The 20986-nt window shown below is 36.4% G+C and carries 17 protein-coding genes and 1 pseudogene; 5 read left to right on the top strand and 13 right to left on the bottom strand.

Features of this window, described 5'->3' with window-relative positions; genetic code table 11:
- Positions 1 to 3: 3 nt before the first annotated feature.
- A complete protein-coding gene (gene arsB, locus CFY84_RS09870) occupies positions 4 to 1032 on the top strand; it encodes an ACR3 family arsenite efflux transporter (RefSeq protein ID WP_088824183.1) in 1029 nt (342 codons plus the stop codon).
- Positions 1033 to 1046: 14 nt separating this feature from the next.
- Positions 1047 to 1751: an arsenical resistance protein ArsH gene (arsH, locus tag CFY84_RS09865; protein ID WP_088824182.1), complete on the top strand. Its 705-nt coding sequence runs from the start codon at positions 1047 to 1049 to the stop codon at positions 1749 to 1751.
- A 49-nt stretch (positions 1752 to 1800) separates the two neighbouring features.
- Here arsH and CFY84_RS09860 read toward each other — a convergent pair whose 3' ends face one another.
- The 6 genes from CFY84_RS09860 to CFY84_RS09835 form a co-directional block, all read right to left on the bottom strand.
- A complete protein-coding gene (locus CFY84_RS09860; protein ID WP_088824181.1) occupies positions 1801 to 3057 on the bottom strand; it encodes a hypothetical protein in 1257 nt (418 codons plus the stop codon).
- A 71-nt stretch (positions 3058 to 3128) separates the two neighbouring features.
- A complete protein-coding gene (locus CFY84_RS09855; protein ID WP_088824180.1) occupies positions 3129 to 4568 on the bottom strand; it encodes a transposase in 1440 nt (479 codons plus the stop codon).
- Positions 4561 to 5661 (bottom strand): TniQ family protein, encoded by a 1101-nt coding sequence (locus CFY84_RS09850; RefSeq protein WP_088824179.1) that lies wholly within the window; start codon positions 5659 to 5661, stop codon positions 4561 to 4563. The genes CFY84_RS09855 and CFY84_RS09850 overlap by 8 nt, the downstream gene beginning before the upstream one ends.
- A gap of 18 nt (positions 5662 to 5679) precedes the next feature.
- On the bottom strand, positions 5680 to 6600 hold the full coding sequence (locus CFY84_RS09845) for a TniB family NTP-binding protein (protein ID WP_088824178.1): 921 nt from the start codon (positions 6598 to 6600) through the stop codon (positions 5680 to 5682).
- A gap of 4 nt (positions 6601 to 6604) precedes the next feature.
- Positions 6605 to 8509, bottom strand: coding sequence for a Mu transposase C-terminal domain-containing protein (locus CFY84_RS09840; protein WP_088824177.1), 1905 nt, complete (start codon positions 8507 to 8509; stop codon positions 6605 to 6607).
- On the bottom strand, positions 8510 to 9220 hold the full coding sequence (locus tag CFY84_RS09835; RefSeq protein ID WP_088824176.1) for a TnsA endonuclease N-terminal domain-containing protein: 711 nt from the start codon (positions 9218 to 9220) through the stop codon (positions 8510 to 8512).
- A gap of 158 nt (positions 9221 to 9378) precedes the next feature.
- On the opposite strand from CFY84_RS09835, the pseudogene CFY84_RS09830 reads away from it, so the two are divergent.
- Positions 9379 to 10032 (top strand): annotated as a pseudogene (locus CFY84_RS09830) (ATP-binding protein); the annotation flags it as partial.
- A 68-nt stretch (positions 10033 to 10100) separates the two neighbouring features.
- Here CFY84_RS09830 and CFY84_RS09825 read toward each other — a convergent pair.
- Entirely contained in the window at positions 10101 to 10883 is a 783-nt protein-coding gene (locus CFY84_RS09825; RefSeq protein ID WP_088824174.1) for a TorF family putative porin, read from the bottom strand.
- A gap of 328 nt (positions 10884 to 11211) precedes the next feature.
- Here CFY84_RS09825 and CFY84_RS09820 point away from each other — a divergent pair, with 328 nt between their 5' ends.
- On the top strand, positions 11212 to 12585 hold the full coding sequence (locus tag CFY84_RS09820) for an OprD family outer membrane porin (RefSeq protein ID WP_088824239.1): 1374 nt from the start codon (positions 11212 to 11214) through the stop codon (positions 12583 to 12585).
- Between the two features lie 58 nt (positions 12586 to 12643).
- Here the strand turns inward: CFY84_RS09820 and ppa are convergent, their stop codons facing one another.
- Together ppa and CFY84_RS09810 are read right to left on the bottom strand one after the other, a co-directional pair.
- Positions 12644 to 13168 (bottom strand): inorganic diphosphatase, encoded by a 525-nt coding sequence (gene ppa, locus CFY84_RS09815; protein ID WP_088824173.1) that lies wholly within the window; start codon positions 13166 to 13168, stop codon positions 12644 to 12646.
- Between the two features lie 133 nt (positions 13169 to 13301).
- Entirely contained in the window at positions 13302 to 13700 is a 399-nt protein-coding gene (locus CFY84_RS09810; RefSeq protein ID WP_088824172.1) for an MAPEG family protein, read from the bottom strand.
- Positions 13701 to 13811: 111 nt separating this feature from the next.
- Between CFY84_RS09810 and CFY84_RS09805 the strand changes: the two genes are divergently transcribed.
- A complete protein-coding gene (locus CFY84_RS09805; RefSeq protein ID WP_088824171.1) occupies positions 13812 to 14201 on the top strand; it encodes a hypothetical protein in 390 nt (129 codons plus the stop codon).
- 8 nt (positions 14202 to 14209) lie between these two features.
- Here CFY84_RS09805 and CFY84_RS09800 read toward each other — a convergent pair whose 3' ends face one another.
- The 4 genes from CFY84_RS09800 to niaP form a co-directional block, all read right to left on the bottom strand.
- The gene (locus CFY84_RS09800) at positions 14210 to 15886 is read right to left on the bottom strand and encodes an AMP-binding protein (protein ID WP_088824170.1); all 1677 of its coding nucleotides are present in this window, start codon (positions 15884 to 15886) and stop codon (positions 14210 to 14212) included.
- Positions 15887 to 16040: 154 nt separating this feature from the next.
- Positions 16041 to 18254, bottom strand: coding sequence for a DNA topoisomerase IV subunit A (gene parC, locus CFY84_RS09795; RefSeq protein WP_088824169.1), 2214 nt, complete (start codon positions 18252 to 18254; stop codon positions 16041 to 16043).
- A 121-nt stretch (positions 18255 to 18375) separates the two neighbouring features.
- Complete coding sequence (locus tag CFY84_RS09790; RefSeq protein WP_088824168.1) at positions 18376 to 19566, bottom strand: MFS transporter; 1191 nt, start codon at positions 19564 to 19566, stop codon at positions 18376 to 18378.
- 80 nt (positions 19567 to 19646) lie between these two features.
- Complete coding sequence (niaP, locus tag CFY84_RS09785) at positions 19647 to 20966, bottom strand: niacin transporter NiaP (protein WP_088824167.1); 1320 nt, start codon at positions 20964 to 20966, stop codon at positions 19647 to 19649.
- Between the last annotated feature and the right edge of the window lie 20 nt (positions 20967 to 20986).

Raw genomic sequence — 20986 nt, 5'->3', positions numbered from 1 at the left:
CTCATGGCTTCAAAACTTTCGTTTTTAGATCGTAACCTAACGCTATGGATTTTTATTGCTATGGCTTTAGGTGTTGGGATAGGTGTATTCATCCCTCAAACATCTGTCACTTTGAATAAGTTAAGTATTGGTTCAGTAAATATTCCTATTGCCATAGGTTTAATTCTGATGATGTATCCACCACTTGCCAAAGTGAATTATGCAACCTTGCCACAAGTATTCAAAGATAAAAGAACGTTGATGCTATCTTTGGTTCAAAATTGGCTCATTGCACCATGTTTAATGTTTGTATTGGCAATTATTTTTCTACATTCATATCCTGAATACATGACTGGACTAATTCTGATTGGTCTAGCTCGATGTATTGCAATGGTATTGGTATGGAATGGATTGGCATGTGGTGACAACCAATATGTTGCAGCATTGGTTGCATTTAACAGTATTTTCCAAATTCTTTTCTTCAGTACCTATGCATGGCTATTCCTGACCTATTTACCTCCGTTTTTTGGGGTTGAAGCCCATGTTGTAAATGTGAGTTTTTGGACAATTACCCATGCTGTTCTTGTCTATTTGGGTATTCCTTTCTTACTCGGCTTCTTAACTCGATTTATTTTGGTGAAACAAAAAGGTTTGGATTGGTATCAAACAAAGTTCCTCCCAAAGATCAGCCCAATTAGCCTTATTGCGCTCTTATTTACGATTGTAGCGATGTTTAGCCTGAAAGGTGGTGAAGTAGTCAGTCTACCCTTAGATGTACTTAAAATCGCAATTCCTTTGATTATTTACTTTGTTGTGATGTTCTTCATCAGTTTCTTTATGAGCAAATGGATGGGGAATGATTATCCTAAGACTACGGCTATTTCATTTACCGCAGCAGGTAATAACTTTGAACTTGCTCTTGCTGTTGCAATCGCAACTTTTGGTTTAGCTTCACCTGTGGCTTTTACAACAGTGATTGGACCATTAGTTGAAGTACCTGTACTCATTAGCTTAGTTAGTGTTTCTCTATGGTTGAGAAAGAAATATTTTTAAAGGTGTAAATTCAAATGACTCTCCCAAATGTAGATTTAAATCTTCTTGAACAACCGACTTTAGAAAAAGTCCAAGCGAAAGAAATTGAACATGCGCCACGAATTTTACTGCTTTATGGTTCAAATCGTGAGCGTTCTTTCAGTCGGTTAGCTGTTCAGGAAGCAGGTCGAATTTTGGAGCACTTTGGCGCAGAGGTGAAAATCTTTCATCCGAAAGGTTTACCTCTTCCCGAAGATGCCGATATGGAACATCCAAAGGTTAAAGAACTTCATGAATTACTTGCATGGTCTGAAGGCATGGTGTGGTGTTCACCTGAACGTCATGGTTCGATGAGTTCAATTTTTAAATCTCAAATTGATTGGATTCCTTTAGCGGCAGGTGCAATTCGTGCTACGCAAGGTAAAACCCTTGCTGTTATGCAGGTATGTGGCGGTTCTCAATCATTCAATACAGTCAATCAACTCCGCATTCTTGGGCGATGGATGCGCATGATCACCATTCCAAACCAATCTTCAATTCCAAAAGCATTTTTAGAATTTGATGAAAATGATCGTATGAAGCCATCTTCTTACTACACCCGTATTGTTGATGTGATGGAAGAACTGTATAAATTCACGTTGTTGACTAGAGGGCAATCAACATATTTAACTGATCGTTATTCTGAGCGTGTGGAAAGTGCCGAAGAACTGTCAAAACGTGTAAATCAAAAATCTATTTAAAGTGAAAAATCAGGTACATTGAGAAACGTGTACCTGATCTTCAATTCCACTATTCACTAGGTTTCTCATCTTCTTTTTTCTTAACCAAATCCCAAATTGAAAAATCAGGCTTAGCTTTATCAGAATGTTCAGCAGGGTTTACTTTAAATGCTTCAAGATTGATTTCTAAAAGTTTTAATTTAAGCTCCTCTGAACCAGTAACTCCTAACTTTTCAAGCTCTTGAATTTCTGTTTTGTACCGCTCATAAGATTTAGCCAATGCTTCTTTATGAGAATATTCTTGCTCTAATTTAGAAAAACGATTTAAATTTATATTCGCAATTGTTGCAATCCAAATCAAAGGTGCATTGATCAATAATTTGAATAAGAACGTATCCCACTTCATATTCAAAAAATCTGATTTATCAAACAAATAAAAATTAAATCCAAAAATTGCTAATACAACTAATACAAATACAATAATACTGATGAATTGTCCTTTTTTGGCTTCTTTTCCTTTTATAACAAAACCACCTGCAAGCCCTGCTTCACTTGATAATCCAATAACAGATTTTGCTCGCTCCTCAACATTTTTTAAATTTTCTAACCTTTTATCCAAATCTTCACTTAACGCAGTAATGTTTTTTTCTTCATTACCATAAATTTTGTCATAAAAATTTTGAACTCTCGATAACTGAAAATTTATCTGCTCATTTTTACTTTTATTATCAGGATCATCAGAAATAAATAAATCATCATAGTATGCAACTAACTCATTAATTTTTCTTTCGTATTCTTTAACTTTCGTTTCATCATTATCATTTAGTTCATCAAACAATTTATCATATTGATCTAAAATTTTATCAATTACATAATTTACTCGATCAACTTTAGAAGTATCCTCACCATTTCGATCAAATAATTGACTGTAAGCTGTGTGGATTTTTTCGGACTCAACTTCCAAAATATCTAAATTATCTTCATTGGTTACGTCTAATATACGAGAATAAATAGAACTACCATTTTCATCATTAGCTAAAACAGATTGAATTTTTTCAATAGCAATTAGAGACTCATCTAATTTGGCTTTTAGTTGAGATAACTCATTTGTTTTATTAATTAAACTTTGTTGGTGAGCTTTAATCTTATCCAATTCACCTTGTAAAAGTGAACTCACAGTATGCCGATTATCTGTTAAATCTCTTAAGTCAGACCTCAAAGAATACGTGGATGATAAATGATCGTTTAAAGCTCTAAGTTGCGCTAATCCTTCACGTAGTTTTTTTTCATCACTTTCTTTCAGACCAAGTAAATCCTTTAAGCCCATAATTTTTTCTTTATTAATGAATTATCAACATAATAAACCAAATGATATATCGAAGTATTTAAACTTTAGACTTACTGTTTAAAAAATGGATCGATGTTCTTAGGCAACCAATAATTTTGGTTATTGTACAAAACATTATAGCCATCTTTTATTTCAACAATCATTTCCAACTTGATCTTCAATGAATCTTGATAACTCATATCATGAAAAAGTTGTAAACCATTTTTCACCCATACCATGATATTGAAATCAGTATTTGGATTTAGCATCGAGATCAATTCTTTTTCTAATTTCCTCTTACTTGCTTCTTTCATAAAGTTAGAGTGCTTTAAGGAAATATAATCAATTTTTGTATCATATTGATCGTTTAAAAAATTAATAAATCCTGTTAATGCAGCAGCTTGACCTGAATATTCACTTAAATAAACTTTTACTTTTACCAAATCTGGAAGTAATTGCTTATCCTGAATAGATAACATCAATGCAACAGCAGGCTTAATTGCAAGCCTTACAGATCGAGTAGATGTTTTACCTTGATGCATTTTTTCATCTAGTTTTTGCTTATAAGCAAAAACAACATCAAAAGCTAATGAGGGTTGAGGCAACTGTTCAATCAACTTATTGGCTTGATCTATCTCAGAACATTCATTTTTATGTACAGATGAAATTTTTATACTATGTATTTGATCAAGCCACTGTGTTACTAATTCAAACTTTCTAAGCCCACTCGCTCGTAAAACCAGCAATAATTGGTCTGCATCAGGAATATCATTCTTCCATAACATTTCTGTTTTAATAAAAAAATGAGTATGTTTATTCAAATACAAAGCTGCTTGATGTGCTCCAACTAAATCGACCAACCAAAGCACGTAGTTTTCATATTGTTTTTTTAAAAATGATGACTCGAACAAATAAATATTTTGATGGAACTTTGACCATAGATTTTTAATCCAGTAGCAATCATCACATAGATCACCGCATCCTGCTGAGATCATCGTTTTACATTCAATACAAGGTTTATTCGGCTGAGTTCTACATTTTTTACAAACTTTATTTCCTTTTTCATCCAACTCTAACAAGCGATATTTATGACATGAAGGACATGTTTCATAATCCCTTGTTGAACATTTCGGGCAAACTCTGAGGTCATCATTAAAACGTGATATTTTCGTTAATTTTTGCGATAAAACATTGCATCGCTCACATCGTTCAACCTCTCTAAAATAAACAGAACAACTATTACAAACGACCCCATACTCTGTAAGCTTTCCTATCGGTCTGTTAAATTGATTGCATCTTATACAAGGTTGTTTTTTAATACATTCATTACAAATCGCTTGATCATCATTTTTAGGTAATCGAGCAGATAACCCACATTTTGGGCAAAGACATTTTTTAAAAATTCGAGCATAACAAGTTGAGCAATATTTTTTCCCTTTATATCTTTTTTTTATTTGGGTAACGGATTTTTCACACCCATTACATAACTGCTCAATATTAACCTCAGTCAAGCTTATTACTCCGTTCCTTCCTTGATTTCCTTAACAAATTAAGCCACTTACGTTGCACGGTTTTTTTTGCTTTTGGTTGTACATTATGAGAACTCACACGTTGTAAAGCATATACTCTTATAGGCTTGATCATTGCTGATTTCATTTGTTGAAGTTGAATCGGTAGTTTTTTACGCTTATCCCAAAAATTAGCACTACTAATTCCATACTCTAAAGACCTATTAATAATCAGCTCACATGGAATTTTCATAATTTCATTCAACAGAGAAAGTATAATTATACGTTCGTTTGTATTTAAATATTCGAAAGCAATTGGTGTGAAAGGAGTTATGGTATTTAAATTTATGCCAAAGCTCTTAAACATTTCAATAAGTTGAATATTTTTGGTTTCAACTAGATACCTGATTTCACTGATCCATGCACGTGCAATCTCAAACCATTCGATAGCTGAAATATTTTGATTATTATATAAACCTGAGCCTTGTTTTAACACATTATCTGCAATTTTTTGAAAATCTAAAATTTGAATATTGCTAGGTTGTGGCTGATATAAAGTCAAATTAAAATGGCATGAAGAACATACTGCTAACGATCCGTGCTCTAAATCTATTTTAAATGGCTGAATGACTACACCGCAATTCGGACAATGATCAATTAAATTTATTAAATGTTTTTCACAACAACAATGCCATCCCATTCGCCACATTAACCGTAAATAAGCTGACCTACCATCACTTTCAAAACATTGAGTACATACCTGCCGACCTGAAAAATTTGATCTACTACGCTGACCTAAACTTAAAATCCATCCACTATTTGAACTCTTAACGAGATAGGGAGCTACATTACTTAGCATTGTTTGCAAAATTTTTTGTTTATCTTCAAAAGAATGTACAAATAATAATTCAAGCCGATCTTCCGTCACACCTCGATCAAGATCAATCGTTAATGCTCTCCACTTGCCCCACAATGCTTCTATAAGAGTTAAAGGGGAACATCCCATATCTAAGGCTGAACGAATGAGCCATGATGATAATACTTCACCTTGTTCAATGGGGGTATGTATAAACCAATTTCGAGGATAATTAGGCATATTCCCCCCTCAATAATTCTAAATAGAATTAAGCTGAATAGTACGAATATTACGAGCACCTTCTGTTGGTTTAAGCCACTTGAATTTTTTAACAATTTCAAGGGTAATTTCTTCTGTGCCTGTCAATATTGCTTCTTTTGAACATTCAACCAATAAACGATTTAAATCACCAAAATTACCGCCTGAAATTTCATAAAGTGAAGTTGCTATTTCTTGTGATGCCAAGTTTGATAATTTTTTTAGTGGAAGTAAGCGAACATAGCTTAAAAGAAGTCTTAAAAAATCCGCATCCAATTTCCATAAAGGCAAATCTATAACTTCAAAGCGACTGGCATACTGAGTATCCGTATGAAGAATAAGAGATGCATCACGAGTACCCACACCAATTATATTAATACTAAGTTCATTGCTTAGCGTTTTAAGTGTATTCATCATTTCTTGCCGTTGCCTAGCACTCCCACTTAAACAATTATGCAACTCATCAATAATCAACATTTTGGTTTCATATTTACGCAGTAGATGGGTTGCTTGATACCTTAATTTGCTTTCAGGATCAGTGACACGAAAAGGAACAAAAAAATGATCTAAGATATTAATATATAAATCTTTTACATTTGCCTTAGCAGGGGCTTGAATAGGAATGACTGGTTTAGTTAATGACATAAGCTGCATGTCCATATCATCAACTCTATTAGTATAATATTCTTTTGCAAATTCATGAATAATAGTAGTTTTTCCCATATTTGAATCACCCACAATTAAAAGACATTCTGGTCTTAATTTTCTAGGTCTTTTCAGAATGTCAGTCAGCGTATTCAAAACTGCAATTGCTTTCTGATACCCAATCCACCGATCCTCATAAAGAATATTGATTCGTTCAGCATCACTAAGAACTATAGATTCAAGGACATGCTCAGCAAGGTGATCATATTGTTTCATGGTCTTACCTCAAATCGTCAAAAGCAGTTAAATTTTGATCCCATAAACTATTTTGAGACTTTGGAGCATCTACATTAGTATGGGTAACTGAATTATTTTTATTTTCATGATGTAGTTCAGCAACCATTTTACCATTCTCTTTTCTTCTTTGATTCATTCGGCGTTGCTTTTTAGTTAAAGTCACGGCTTGATCTACTTTTTCACGGAGGTAAATAATTGCTCTGTAGATAGCATCTTGATCAACTGTATCTAATCGCTCACTATTAAGATATGCTTGGACTTGTCTATATTCATGCAATCCGATTGATGGAATTTCACGTTTGGCTGTAGGTACTTTAAAATATGTATTTGTATTCGGTTCATAAAACCAAATCATTGAAATATCACGAGGGTCTCTTTTAAAAATAAACTTTCTTTTACGCTTTTTCTCATCATCAGTTGAATCAATCGCATTGATCCAAGGTCTTAAACAATCAGCAAAATAAAAAAGTTTATCTTTTTTTACGCCCGTTCTTTGAATGGTTGATTCAAATTCAGGGGCGAAATCCAAAAATAGTGTTGCTTCATCCGCAACCCTTTCCTTTAAACCAGTACCAACTTTAAATTTTGTTCCCCAAATACCTTCTTCCCACATTTGTTGTGGCGGAACCTCAAGTATTGAATGCTTACTTTTATGATAAACATTTACAATCCAATAGACGATGTAATGTTCCAATTCACGAAGTATTAGGCAAGCATTCTTAGCGGAATCATAAGTTCCTTTTTCAAAAATATTAGATTTAGTCGTTCCATCTAAAACATGCATTTCAAGATTTACGATTCCAAGTAAACGCTCAATATGCCCACCATATTTTGCACCACCAATAGGTCGATACTCCCAATTAATATCGTACTTTAGACATGCTTTATGCAGATGGTTTGTTCTAAAATCAGAACCATTATCAGAATGGACTGAATCCATAATACCTTCAATATCCCACTCACCATCCACATCTAACTCAAGCAGTTTTCTTTTCTTTGAAATAATGGCTGATGAAATACACATTGCTACCGATGTTGCACTTGGAGCTTCTAAAGAAAGGTAATAACCAACAATCATTCTACTAAAAACATCAATGGCTAATGTCAAATATGCCTTGCCTATTGTTTCACGGTATTGTTCATCAACGATTTCTATATCTAAAGGAGTGTGATCAATCTGCACATACGCCAAAGGATAGTCTGCATTCGGAAAAGTCCCTGCTGATGCTTCATACTTATCTTTAGCAGCCTTTTTTCCGTATCTTGCCTTAGTCACTTCATAGCCATTAAGGGCTTCAATTCTATAGCGAATCGTATTGTCATGAGGTGGTTCAATTTTTCTTTTGAAACACTCAAGCTTCACTTCCAAAATTGTTTTGGCAATACTTGGCTTTAAACTAGTTAAATACTTAGTATGGATCGCTTGTTGAATAATATTGTTTAATTCAGGCGACAACCTTGTTTTTTCTGTTGTCCAACCACGTTTTTTTGGGATTAAAGCTAAGATAGACTTGTTTTCTCGGTAAGCTTTAAGCCACTTCCAAATAGTATTTACATGAAGATTATGTTCACTTGCAGTCTTCTTAACCGCCTCAACTGTGGAGTGGTCAATGAGTTGCCTAATAATTTCATAACGATCTAAAGCGATTTGCCATGACTCAGCAGAAATATCCTCACCTTGGTTAAGCTTAGAATCATCTTCACTTAAAACAGATAACTCCCTTATGCTTACTTGTAAACTTCGAGCAGATTCTAAATTTGCAATCACGACATCTTTTGTATTTAAGATATTGATAATTCTATATTTATTACCTTTATAACCAACAATTGCATTTGGTTTAATAATTAGGCGTTTTCTATCAATCTTTACTGAATCATCCTGTATCATTTAAATAACCCCTTGTGCTTTAAAGCCATCATTTACCCAAATAACAGTTTCAGCAGTAAAAGGGCTATATAAATCGCAAGCAAGTATATTTTTTGAAATTAAAACCCATATTTGGTGAATAGCCTTTAATACATTTTTTTCATCTTTAAAAATATAAGCAGGCAATTGATTAACTGTTGAAAAGCCTAGTTTTGATAAAGTTTCAATTAATACTCTCTGATCTACCTCATCAACATGAGAACGTCTGAATCTTTTTAAAAAATTGATATTTTCCCAATATTGATCATACAAACGAGACTCATCAATAATTTTGAATTTCCATGCCTTTTCAGAAGCTAAAGCATAAGCTGCCTTAAATTTTGGTCTAAGTGTTTTCCAATCTTCTTTTAATTTTTTTCTAGGCTTAATTTCGATCAATAATGGTGCAGGAAACTTATCAATATCATTATAAATTGCACTTGAAAATTGCACCAAATAATCAGGGGTATATACCGATTCATTACCTAATTCAGTTATATAAGGAATGGATATAGGCTGCTCAACCACATCAATAACATTGCTGTTAGATTCTTGCTTAAATAGAAAATCACGCTCTAAGGTTGATTCAAACCAAATCGTTTTTTCGCCCCTAAAAGAGTAATAACCCGAAATACTTCCGTAAACAGTTTGGGCTTTTCTAACAGGACTATATTCATCACTTATTCTTTTCATATCTGACCTCAATAGTAATCCACTAGCCCTTATTATTGTAGTTTTGTAATCCACTAGCCCTTATTATTGTAAAAACTAGCTTTTATTTCTATACAAAACAACATGCAACTAGCTGAATTCATATCATGCCACTAGCTTCTATTATTGTAAATGACAGAGGCTCTCAGCCCAAACCTGGTGAAGTGAGTCTTGCTCATCATGGGGTATTGTTCTTAGATGAGTTGCCCGAATTTCAACGTAAAGTACTCGAGGTCTTACGCCAACCGCTCGAAAGTCAACACATTACCATCTCTCGGGCAGCTCAGCAGCAAACCTTTCCTGCCCAATTTCAGTTAATTGCAGCGATGAATCCATGCCCGTGTGGCTATGCATTTAATCAAGATACTCGCTGTACCTGCTCAGCAGAAACCATTCGGCGTTATCAAAGTAAAATTTCTGGTCCTTTATTGGATCGTATTGATTTACATGTTGAGATGCCACCTTTAACTGCACACGAACTGCAAGATCAGCATATACCTGAAACATCTGCACAAGTACAATCACGCGTCATTTTGGCACATCAGTTACAACTCAAGCGACAGCAAAAAACCAACCAAGCACTCTCAACTCAAGCACTTGAACGCCATGCACAACTTGATAACGCCTGTAAACATATTTTCAGTTTGGCACAGCAACGGCTCAACCTTTCTGCTCGAGGCTACCATCGGATTTTAAAAGTCGCACGTACAATCGCTGATCTAGATCAATCTAAAGACATTCATGTTCAACATTTAACAGAAGCTTTATCCTTTCGTAGTCCTTTTGACCATTAAATATTAGACGTAAAAAAACCCTCAATGACAAATCATTAAGGGTTTCATCTACAACGAATGATATATCGTTAAAAGGTTTTTGTTAGACTAAATAAAGCACCTGTTTTCACAGCACGATCAGCAGCACCTGTAAAACCTTCAATATTGGTTCCAACCACATCAAGCTCTGCAGTTAAGCCAGCAACAGATTTGACGTTATAAGTGACGCCTGCTTTCCAATCAATAAAGTGATCATCATTGCCATAAATCACTTGATTGGCTTTGGTATATCCAACACTTGCTACACCACCAAATCCAGTATCAGCAAATGGAACACTGTAAAGTAAATTAAAGTTCCAATTATCGACTTTACCACCTACTGTATCGCTAATTGCATTACCACCATAATCATTGGTGTAAGCGATGCTTGGGGTTAAAAGATCACCCTCAATCATGGCATTGGCAAAGCCAAGTCTTAAAAACACTTCTAAATAGTTCAGTTCCCCTGCACTGACATAATTATAGTATGCAAGACCAACATCTAAGTTTGGTTTAAATGCGCCAAAATCTAACTGTTTGGTAAATCCAATGGTTGGATCTAATTCTAAATTTGCAGATTTACCATTACTTAGTGGTAAATCTACACTTGATGCAAATGCATTAAAATAAAGCCCCGTTGTATGTGCAATAGTAAATGTACCTTGAATGGCAGGATCATTCTCCCCTTGTGACTGTCCACGCCATCTGTAGTCTGAAGCAAGTGTTGCAGCGCCTGTAACTGTCAAGCCAGACTGTTGCAATATATTATTTTCTGCGTAGCTTATTCCTGAAATAGCAGCTACTGCGAGTAATACAAGCGTCTTTTGAATCATTTATTGCTTCCTTATACCCATTAAAAATAAAAATGACAGTATCATTGATGACAAATCAAGCAATTACTAAGCCAAAAAAGATCGAAGTGTAAAAAATTGTACTATTTTTTTTAATTTCGATCAAATTGGTATGAATATTGATTACTACTTCACATACTTAAAAAATCTTGGTTACGAAAAAAATATTCATTAAATTCATAATTTAATTATGATGAACAGTAAATAAATTTGCATATCAAGTTTTTTTTAAGATAGATTAGTTGAGTTTCTGTTACATTGCATTATGATGACACGCTCAAGCTTCAAAAAACCTTCGGGAAAAATACACATGCCAGAATTACATAAAAGACTCACTCTTGCACTGCTCGTGAATGCCGTTTTATTCTCTTCAGCCTATGCTGCTGAAGACAGCAGACCTGCTCAACCAGCACAACAAACCGTGAATCCATATAATGCGATTAAACCTAAAATCAATGATGTAGATACAAAGCGTATTACTGAACAAGGTGAGGCAAAAGGCTTTCTCGAAGGTGCTAAAGGCTCTGTATTGCTTCGTAATGGCTGGATTTATCGTGACCGTTCTGAAGGGCGTAAAGATTTAAGTTCATGGGGACAAACTGCAATTGGTAAGTTTGAAACTGGTTTTACCAAAGGTTTAATTGGCTTTAGTGTTGGCGCAGTAGGTGATTTTTCATTCAAATTGGGTGAAAATAAAAATGCAGGCAACCAAGTATTATATGCTAATGGTCAAAAACGAGACTATTGGACTCGTGGTGGTGCAAATGTTAAAGCACGTGTTTCTAATACCACAGTTGTTTATGGTACACAGTTTTTAGAGCTTCCTGTACTGGCAAGTAACGACTTTCGTTTAACCCCTGAATACTTCACAGGGACATTAGTGACAAGCCATGAAATCAAAGATTTAGAATTGATTTATGGTCACTTTACCAAAGACCAATATTCAGATGAAATTGCAACTGACCGTGTGCTTGGGACAAACTTAAAGCAAGCTGATATTTGGGGCATTAACTATAAATTTAACAGCAAACTTAAAGCTGCCTATTATGGTGCAAACTTTGAAGACAAGTTACAACGTCACTTTATCGATATTAACTACTTGTGGACAATGGGTGAAAACCGCTCATTGGTTCTAGATTTTAGTGGTTATCACACGAAATATGACGAAAAAATCTATAACAGCTTGTCATTCCCAACAGGCGAAGCCAATACAGATAAAACCAACAACATTTGGGCAGCGTCAGCAACTTATAACCAAGGCCCGCATACAGCCATGCTAACGTACCAACAAAGTACAGGTAATGTGGGTTATGACTACAACATTATTGGTGATGGTGGTGCATCAATTGCTTTACCAAACTCATATTTATCTGATTACAACGCCAATGGCGAAAAATCAATCCAAGCAATGTATTCTGTAGACTTCGGTGCTTACGGTGTTCCTGGCTTAAAATGGACCACGGCTTACCTATATGGTTGGGATATTCGTGTTGCGAATGTGACAGACAATGCCAAAGAACATGAATTCTTTAACCAAGTTAAATATACTGTACAAAATGGTTTTGCTAAAGATTTAAGCTTTAAAGTCCGTAATTCAAGCTACCATGCAGGTCAAGATTATAACGGTTACCTAGGTAGCACGAGCGAATGGCGTTTATACTTAGAATATCCAATTAATTTTTAATGAATTAAAAATAAAAAAACCTACATTCAATGTAGGTTTTTTTATTGCTCACAAGGTATTATTTTGCAGCATCAATGGCTTTTAAAATTTCTTCTTTTGCCACATCAGCACCTTCCCAACCTGAAATTTTTACCCATTTGCCTGGCTCTAAATCTTTGTAATGCGCAAAGAAATGTTCAATTTGGCTGATAAGTAATTTTGGTAAGTCAGTATATTCTTTCACATCGTTATATAACGGTGATAATTTTTCATGCGGTACAGCAATCAATTTTGCATCAATACCACCATCATCTTCCATTTTCAGTTTACCCACTGGACGGCAACGAATCACAGAACCTGGTGCAACTGGATGTGGTGTAACCACTAAAACATCAAGCGGGTCACCATCTTCAGACAATGTGTTTGGAATATAGCCATAGTTTGCTGGATAAAACATTGCTGTACCCATGAAACGGTCTACAAACAAAGCATCTGAATCTTTATCGATTTCATATTTAATTGGTGCAGCATTCGCAGGAATTTCAATTACAACATAAATGTCATTTGGTGCATCTTTGCCTGCAGGAATATTGTTGTAGCTCATTTTAAATACTCTATACCACTTGAATTAATTTTTAGCATCATTTTTTGGCAGTCATTTGCCAAAGCAAGATTATGTTTTATCTTATCATTGTAAAAATATAAACTTAAATACAAAGTTGATATTATTTTGTCGTTTAAGTTAAACGAATGACCAAAATCAATAAAAATACAGGACATGCCATTGAAAGCAGCCATACGATGGATCTTAAAGTACTCCAATTGGCCAAATAACAAATGGCATAAATGACTCGTAAAAATAAATAAGCCACACCCAAAGTCATAATGGTTCGCTGATCGATCACCATATACTCTGCCATGAGAATTGATGCTACAAACAAAGGTAAGCTTTCAAAACTGTTTTGTTGAATGGCATGTGCACGTGCAGCAATACCTTTGGCATTGGCTAAAAACTCACGTGGATTATCATTATTTTTTGATTGGAAACCACCGGTCATTTTTGCGAAAATCGTAAATACATAAGGCATTAAGCAAGCGATGAGAAGCAAATAAACAATACCACTTATGCTATGCATGACAGATAATCTCAACTTAGAATTAGAATGAATGCGTTATGATAACATGGCTTTTTCAGTCATTTTTCGCTTAAATATAAAGTTTTGTATTTGACATATCAGGGTAATCTTATGAGCAATCAAGATCAGTACGCCTTACTTCAGGCTTTAGAGCAACAAAAGATCGTACAAAAAAAGCTAGATCGGATTTTATATATTGTTTTACCCATTATGGCATTTTTAATCAGTATGATTTGTGCCAATCTCAATTGGCAGTCGACCATTGGCACTTTTGTCATGCTTACCATTGCATTAATTGCAGTTGGCATTCAAAGATGGTCTGTGTTCATTTGGATTTTCATTTTAGTGGTGTATTGCTTAATTGATAACTTTTTAAGCTATGGTACATTTGCAGCCCAACCTCTCAAAATGCAGTTGGGCACAATGTTGCTTTTCACCATCATCACGCATTTGGCACGCCCTTATTTAAACAATTTAATGCAAAGAAGCCATGCCAAATAACTGTCAAATTAGCCTTGTTTACGCAGTTCTTTACGTAAAATTTTACCCACATTTGATTTCGGCAATTCAGGCATAAACTCGACATAACGTGGACGCTTATAGCCTGTTAAATTTTCTTTCGCGTAAGCCAAAATCTCTTCTGTGGTTAAAGAATCATCTTTTTTGACCACAAATATCTTCGGTACTTCACCTGACTTTTCATCAGTGATCCCAACAGCAGCCACTTCTAACACTTTGGGATGTGTAGCAATCACTTCTTCAATTTCATTTGGATAAACATTAAATCCTGAAACCAAAATCATGTCTTTTTTGCGGTCAACAATTTTAATATAGCCGCGCTCATCCATAACCCCAATATCACCTGTACGGAAGAAACCATCAGCTGTCATAACTTCCTTGGTTTCTTCAGGACGGTTCCAATAGCCTTTCATGACTTGTGGACCACGAATACAAATTTCGCCTTGCTCTCCAATCTGAACTGCTTTGCCATCATCATCCAAAAGCGCAGCATCAGTACTTGGAATAGGAATACCAATACAGCCACTAAATTCAGTGGTCACAGGTGGATTAAATATCACAGCTGGTGATGTTTCAGACAGACCATAGCCTTCGTGAATAATAATGCCTGTATACTTTTTCCATGCCGCAGCTGTCGATGGCAATACAGCCATACCGCCACCAACCGCAATCAGCATATTGCTATGATCTAATTGTTTAAATTCCTCATTATGAATAAGTGCATTAAACAAGGTATTCACTGCAGGGAATAAAGTTGGCTTAAACTTACCTACTTCTTTCACTAGGGCAGGTAAATCTCGCGGATTTGGGATTAATAAATTGGTGGCACCTTGGCACAAGGCATATAGCTCACACAACGTAAATGCAAAAATATGATATAGCGGCAAAGCAGCAACAAAACGATATTCAACACGTTCAATGGTTTTAAACTTACTGTCAAATAAATTACGGATTTGCAGCATGTTGGCAACAAGGTTTCGGTGTGTGAGTTCAGCACCTTTTGCAACCCCTGTTGTCCCGCCTGTATATTGTAAAACTGCGGTATCATCTAAGGTCAATACAGGACGTTTATATTGTTTGGCATCAACACGGCTTTGTAGATCATTAAATGATACTGCACCAGGAATATTCCACTTTGGAATTTGCTTACGAATTTTGCGTAAAACAAAATTGACAATGGTGCCTTTAATCAAGCCAAGCATGTCCCCTACTGAGGCGACTACAACATGTTTGACTGGTGTTTTACCTAATATTTTTTCATATACAGAGGCAAAGTTTTCAATAATTACTAAAGTTTCTACGCCTGCATCATTGAGTTGATGCTCAAGCTCACGTGCAGTATACAGCGGGTTAACATTCACTAAAATACAACCTGCTCGAATAACCCCTAAGCTCACTACAGGGTACTGCAAAACATTGGGCATCATAATGGCAACTCGTGCCCCTTTTTGGATGCCTAGGCTTTGTAAGTAACACGCAAATTTACGACTTTCAAGCTCAAGTTCAGTATATGTGATGGATTGATCCATGAAGATAAATGCATCTCGAGATCCATACTTTTGAAAGCTGCTTTCAAACAAATCAATCAAAGATGTATTTTCAGGAGGTAATGTAATCTCATTTTGAATACCTGTTTTTTTGTATTCATCAAACCATATTCTATCCATCACACGTCCTAACTAAATTTTCAACAATCAATGCGTTACCGTTAAACAGTAACGCGTGAACTTTATTTCATATCTCATTGACACATTATTTCATTCAAAGATGACAATATCATATCTATGCAGTAACTCAGCAGAGTATGAATGTCACTTTGCATTATACAACAATCAGTTGACTGGCTTTTTGATAACCTCGTGGTAACGCTTGCCCTTTACTGCTGCGTTTGCCCACATATTTCTCTAAATCTCCATTTTTCAACTTCAATCGTTGCTGTCCAGCAACCACTTCTAAAGTATTGGATAAATGAAGTAACTGTAAAGAAATAATCTGATCTTCTCCATCCATTGCCATCAACTTATTGCCTTTACCTTTGTTGAGTTTTGGCAACTCAACCAAATCCATGACCAATAAACGACCTGCCGAACTTAAAATGGCCAAATGTGTCTCTGTTGTCACAGGCAACAGCGGCAACATGCTTGCCCCTTCAGGTACAGTTAAAAAGGCTTTACCGGCTTTAGTATTGGTATCTAAAGCAATCGCTGTAGTTGCAAACGCAAATCCAGCTGAGCTTGCCACAATAATATGTTGTGTTGGCTCCGCAATATACAATTGCGTAAAATTCACGCCTTGCGCAGGGCTTAACTTCGAGCTCAATGGCTCACCCAAACCACGTGCTGATGGCAACGCTGAAATAGGCAAAGCATAACTGCGACCTGTTTCATCGAGCACATATACACGTTGGTTGGTTTTCCCTGTGGCATGGCTTAAATATTGATCCCCTGCTCTGTAGTTGAGCTTTTCAGGATCGACTATTCCTTTTGCAGCACGGACCCAACCTGCTTGTGACAACACCACAGTGACAGGGTCAGCAGGTACGATATCATGCTCTTTTAATGGTACAGCGACTTCGCGCTCAACCATAGGTGAACGACGATCATCACCAAATTTTTTCATATCTGCTTTAAGTTCATCTATCATTAAGCGCTTTAATGACTCAGGATTGCTTAATTGCTCTTGAATCACACTTGCACGTGCAGACAATTCATCTTGTTCTTGACGAATTTCGACCTCTTCAAGCTTAGCCAAATGACGTAGCTTGAGCTCAAGTATAGCTTCTGCTTGAATTGCATCAATGTTAAAATGTGACATTAGCACGCTTTTTGGCTGATCTTCATCACGAATAATTTGAATGACTGTATCAATATCAAGATATGCAATTAACAGCCCAGCTAAAATATGAAGTCTTTTTTCAATTTTATTTAAATGAAATTCTAAGCGTCGAGTGACTGTGTTTTTTCGAATTTCAATCCATTCAAGCAAAATCTGTCGAATCGATTTCACTTGTGGACGGCGATCCGCCCCAATCATATTTAAGTTAACGCGGTAACTGCTTTCTAAATCTGTTGTGGCAAATAAATGCCCCATGACAGCAGCAAAATCTACTCGATTCGACCGTAAGACCACCACAATCCGCGTAGGATTCTTATGGTCAGACTCATCACGAATATCTAACACCCAAGGCAACTTTTTGTTTTGCATCTGATCTGCAATTTGGGTAATTACTTTAGAACCTGAAACTTGATATGGCAGGTCTGTAATAACAATTTCGTTTTTTTCAATTTTGTAGACCGCACGCATACGATAACTACCACGACCTGAGATTTGCATTTTTAACAATTCATCTTTAGGCGTGATAATTTCTGCATTGGTGGGTAAATCTGGGCCTGGAATAAATTCAGCCACTTTCACATCAGTCAGGTTTGGATTACGGATTAAAGCAATTGTGCCTTTAATCACTTCACGTAAATTATGTGGTGGAATATCCGTTGCCATACCTACAGCAATACCAGTTGTGCCGTTTAATAGGATGTTCGGCACGCGAGCGGGTAAATTAATCGGCTCTTTGAGTGAGTTATCGAAATTATCTTGCCAATCTGATGTACCTTGCGCCAACTCAGACAGCATAAGCTCACTGTATTGTGACAGTTTGGCTTCGGTATAACGCATGGCAGCGAATGACTTAGGATCATCTGGCGAACCCCAATTGCCTTGTCCTTCAACAAAAGGATAACGATAGCTAAAAGGCTGAGCCATTAAAACCATCGCCTCATAACAGGCTGAGTCGCCATGAGGATGATATTTACCCAAGACATCGCCCACAGTACGTGCGGACTTTTTCGGTTTGCCACTGTTTTTGAGCCCAAGCTCACTCATGGCATATACAATACGACGTTGGACTGGTTTTAAACCATCACTAATATGTGGCAATGCACGATCCATGATCACATACATTGCATAGTTTAAATATGCTTTTTCCGTGAACTCTGCGACAGAACGGTTTTCAGTGATATGATGAGCAAGGTTAGACATAAATATAAACGGCCAATTCTTTCGTTGTAATCTATGGTCTATGCTAGTCTGTGAGCCTCATAAGAACAAGCTTTTATCTGTGTTTTCATCACTTGAAAACAAATCTTATAATCAGTCGATTTTAAGGTGCAACACGCTTTGATTTATACAATAAAAAGCCCATTAAGAGTACAGCAGATAAAACAATCAATCCTGCTACACCATATAAATGTTGCATACCAATGAGTGGGATGAGTAATCCAGCCAACGGTCCAATGAACATCAGTGCAATATCTAAAAACGAGTTATATACACCCAAGGCTGAACCACGGTTTTCAACTTCAACTTGTTTTACCGCTTCAACACCAAGTGATGGAAACACCAAAGAAAAGCCTGCACCCACTAAAAAAGCGCCTAAGTACACAAAAGCAATGTGATCACTGCCCCAAATCAAAAATAAGCCCAATGCTTCAACAGCAAAAGAGAATAAAGAAACTTTGATGCCACCAAATTTTGGTATGACTTGTCCTAATAACAAGCGAATAAACACAAAACCAATACTAAAGATACTGAGTGCAAAAGCAGCATTGGCCCAATGCTTCTCAGCAAAATAGAGTGTAATAAAGGTAGAAATTACCCCAAATCCGACTGTACCTAAAGCCAATCCTACACCAAAAATCCATACCTTTGATGCCACTTTCAAAAAGGCAATTTTAGTATCGACTTTGACTCGAATGGTTGGTTTTCGATAAGCCAAAATAAAGCCAAAGATACCAATAAGTAAGGTTACGACAGCAAATCCATAAATTGAAAAATAGCTGCCTAACATCACGCCTAAAGGGGCACCAAGTGCCATGGCAGAGAATGTTGCAACACCATTCCATGAAATCACCCGTGAGGTTTCACGGCGATCCACCAAATTCATGCCCCAAAGCGTTGAACCTGTACTGGTTAAGCTCTCACCTGTTCCCAAGAATAAACGGCCTAATATCAGCAGCGTTAAGCTTAGCACAGGTGTAGATAAAAACAAGATTGCCAACAACGAGCACAGACCGCTTGCAGCACAACAACCAAGCCCCATCAGAACGACTTGTCGTGCACCTAAGGTATCTGCCCATTGCCCTGCTTTTGGTCGGATTAAAAGTGTTGCAAGATATTGCACACTGATTACACCACCTGCCACAAAGGAGCTAAATTCAAGTTGTTCATGAATGAGCTGCGGTAGCACTGCAAGTGGCAAACCAATCGATAAATAAGCAAAGAATGTAAAGATAACAACAGATAATATGCGTTTATTGAGATCAAATTTTGATAAATTAGCGGCTGTAGTCATAATCCATGCTATATATTTTTATTCAAGGAATGATTGATTATAAATCAATCTCATGCAGAAGTTCAGGTTTAGATACAAAACTACAAGCCAATTGATTCAATCGATTTTCCTTTGGTTTCCTCACCTAAAATAAGTACAGTGAGTGCAATAGCCAACAAGACAGCAGCAAACATCATAAAGATCTGACTAAAGGCATGTTCAAAAGTCATCATATAAGTCACCACCATTGGGGCGCTAATCCCACCTATACGACCAATGGCAGAAGCCCATCCTGAACCAAAAGCACGAATATTTGTTGGATACTGCTCAGGTGTATAGGTATATAAAACACCCCATGCCCCTAAGTTAAAAAATGACATGAAACAGCCCCATAGCATAATACTTTGGTTACTTGCAGCTTGCCCAAAAAAGTAAGCACAGATTGCACAACCTGCCATTAAACCTGCAAGTGTGGCCTTTCTACCTAATTTTTCAACCAACCATGAAGCCACGACATAGCCTGGCAGTTGCGCCAAAATCATAAATAGAACGTATTCAAAGGACTTGACCACATCAAACCCTTGTTTAACCAATAAACTGGGTAACCACGTAAAAATGCCATAATACGAAAAAACAATACCAAACCAAATTAGCCAAAGCATGACTGTACGGCGTACAAATTTCTTGGACCATAGCTGAACAAATGCAGCTTTTTTCGGTTCAATCATCGGCCGTATTTGAATCTGTTGTTCAACAGGTAAGCCTGCTTGTCGCTCAAGTTTTTGAAGAATTCGATGTGCAGCTTCTGTTTTACCCTGCTGAATTAAATAAGGGATTGATTCTGGAACTTTAAACCAAATCACCACCAAATAAAAAATAGGCAAGCCACCAATTAAAAATGCCACATGCCAACTGAACTTTGGAATAATAAAATACGAGACCAACGCGGCAACCAACCAGCCCAATCCCCAAAAGCTTTCAAGAAGCACAATAAAGCGGCCTCGAACTTGAGCTGGAATATATTCACTTACTAAAGTCACAGCCACTGGCAATTGCCCGCCCAATCCAATTCCCACCACAAAACGGCACACCAAAAGCCATGTTAAATTGGGTGCAAAAGCACATGCTGCTGTTGCTAAACTATAAATTGCAAGCGTAAGCATAAACAGTGCTTTACGACCAAAACGATCTGCTAAAGCCCCTGAGGCAATTGCACCCAGTGCCATACCAACAAAGCTAATACTTACAATGAAACCACTTTGCGTTGCAGTCAATTGCCAGTCTTTTACCAGTATTGTTAAAATGAATGCAATGATTCCTGTATCCATGGCATCAAACATCCAACCTAAGCCCACCACCCATAGCAAAGTATAATGAAACTTTCCAACAGGTAACCGTTGCACACGAGCCATCAAATCCATAATTTTATCTGCTTTATTTT

This window comes from Acinetobacter apis, assembly GCF_900197575.1.
Classification (GTDB): Bacteria; Pseudomonadota; Gammaproteobacteria; order Pseudomonadales; family Moraxellaceae; genus Acinetobacter; species Acinetobacter apis.
Note: the sequence above shows the minus strand (reverse complement) of the source record. Positions and strands in the feature narration are given on the sequence as shown.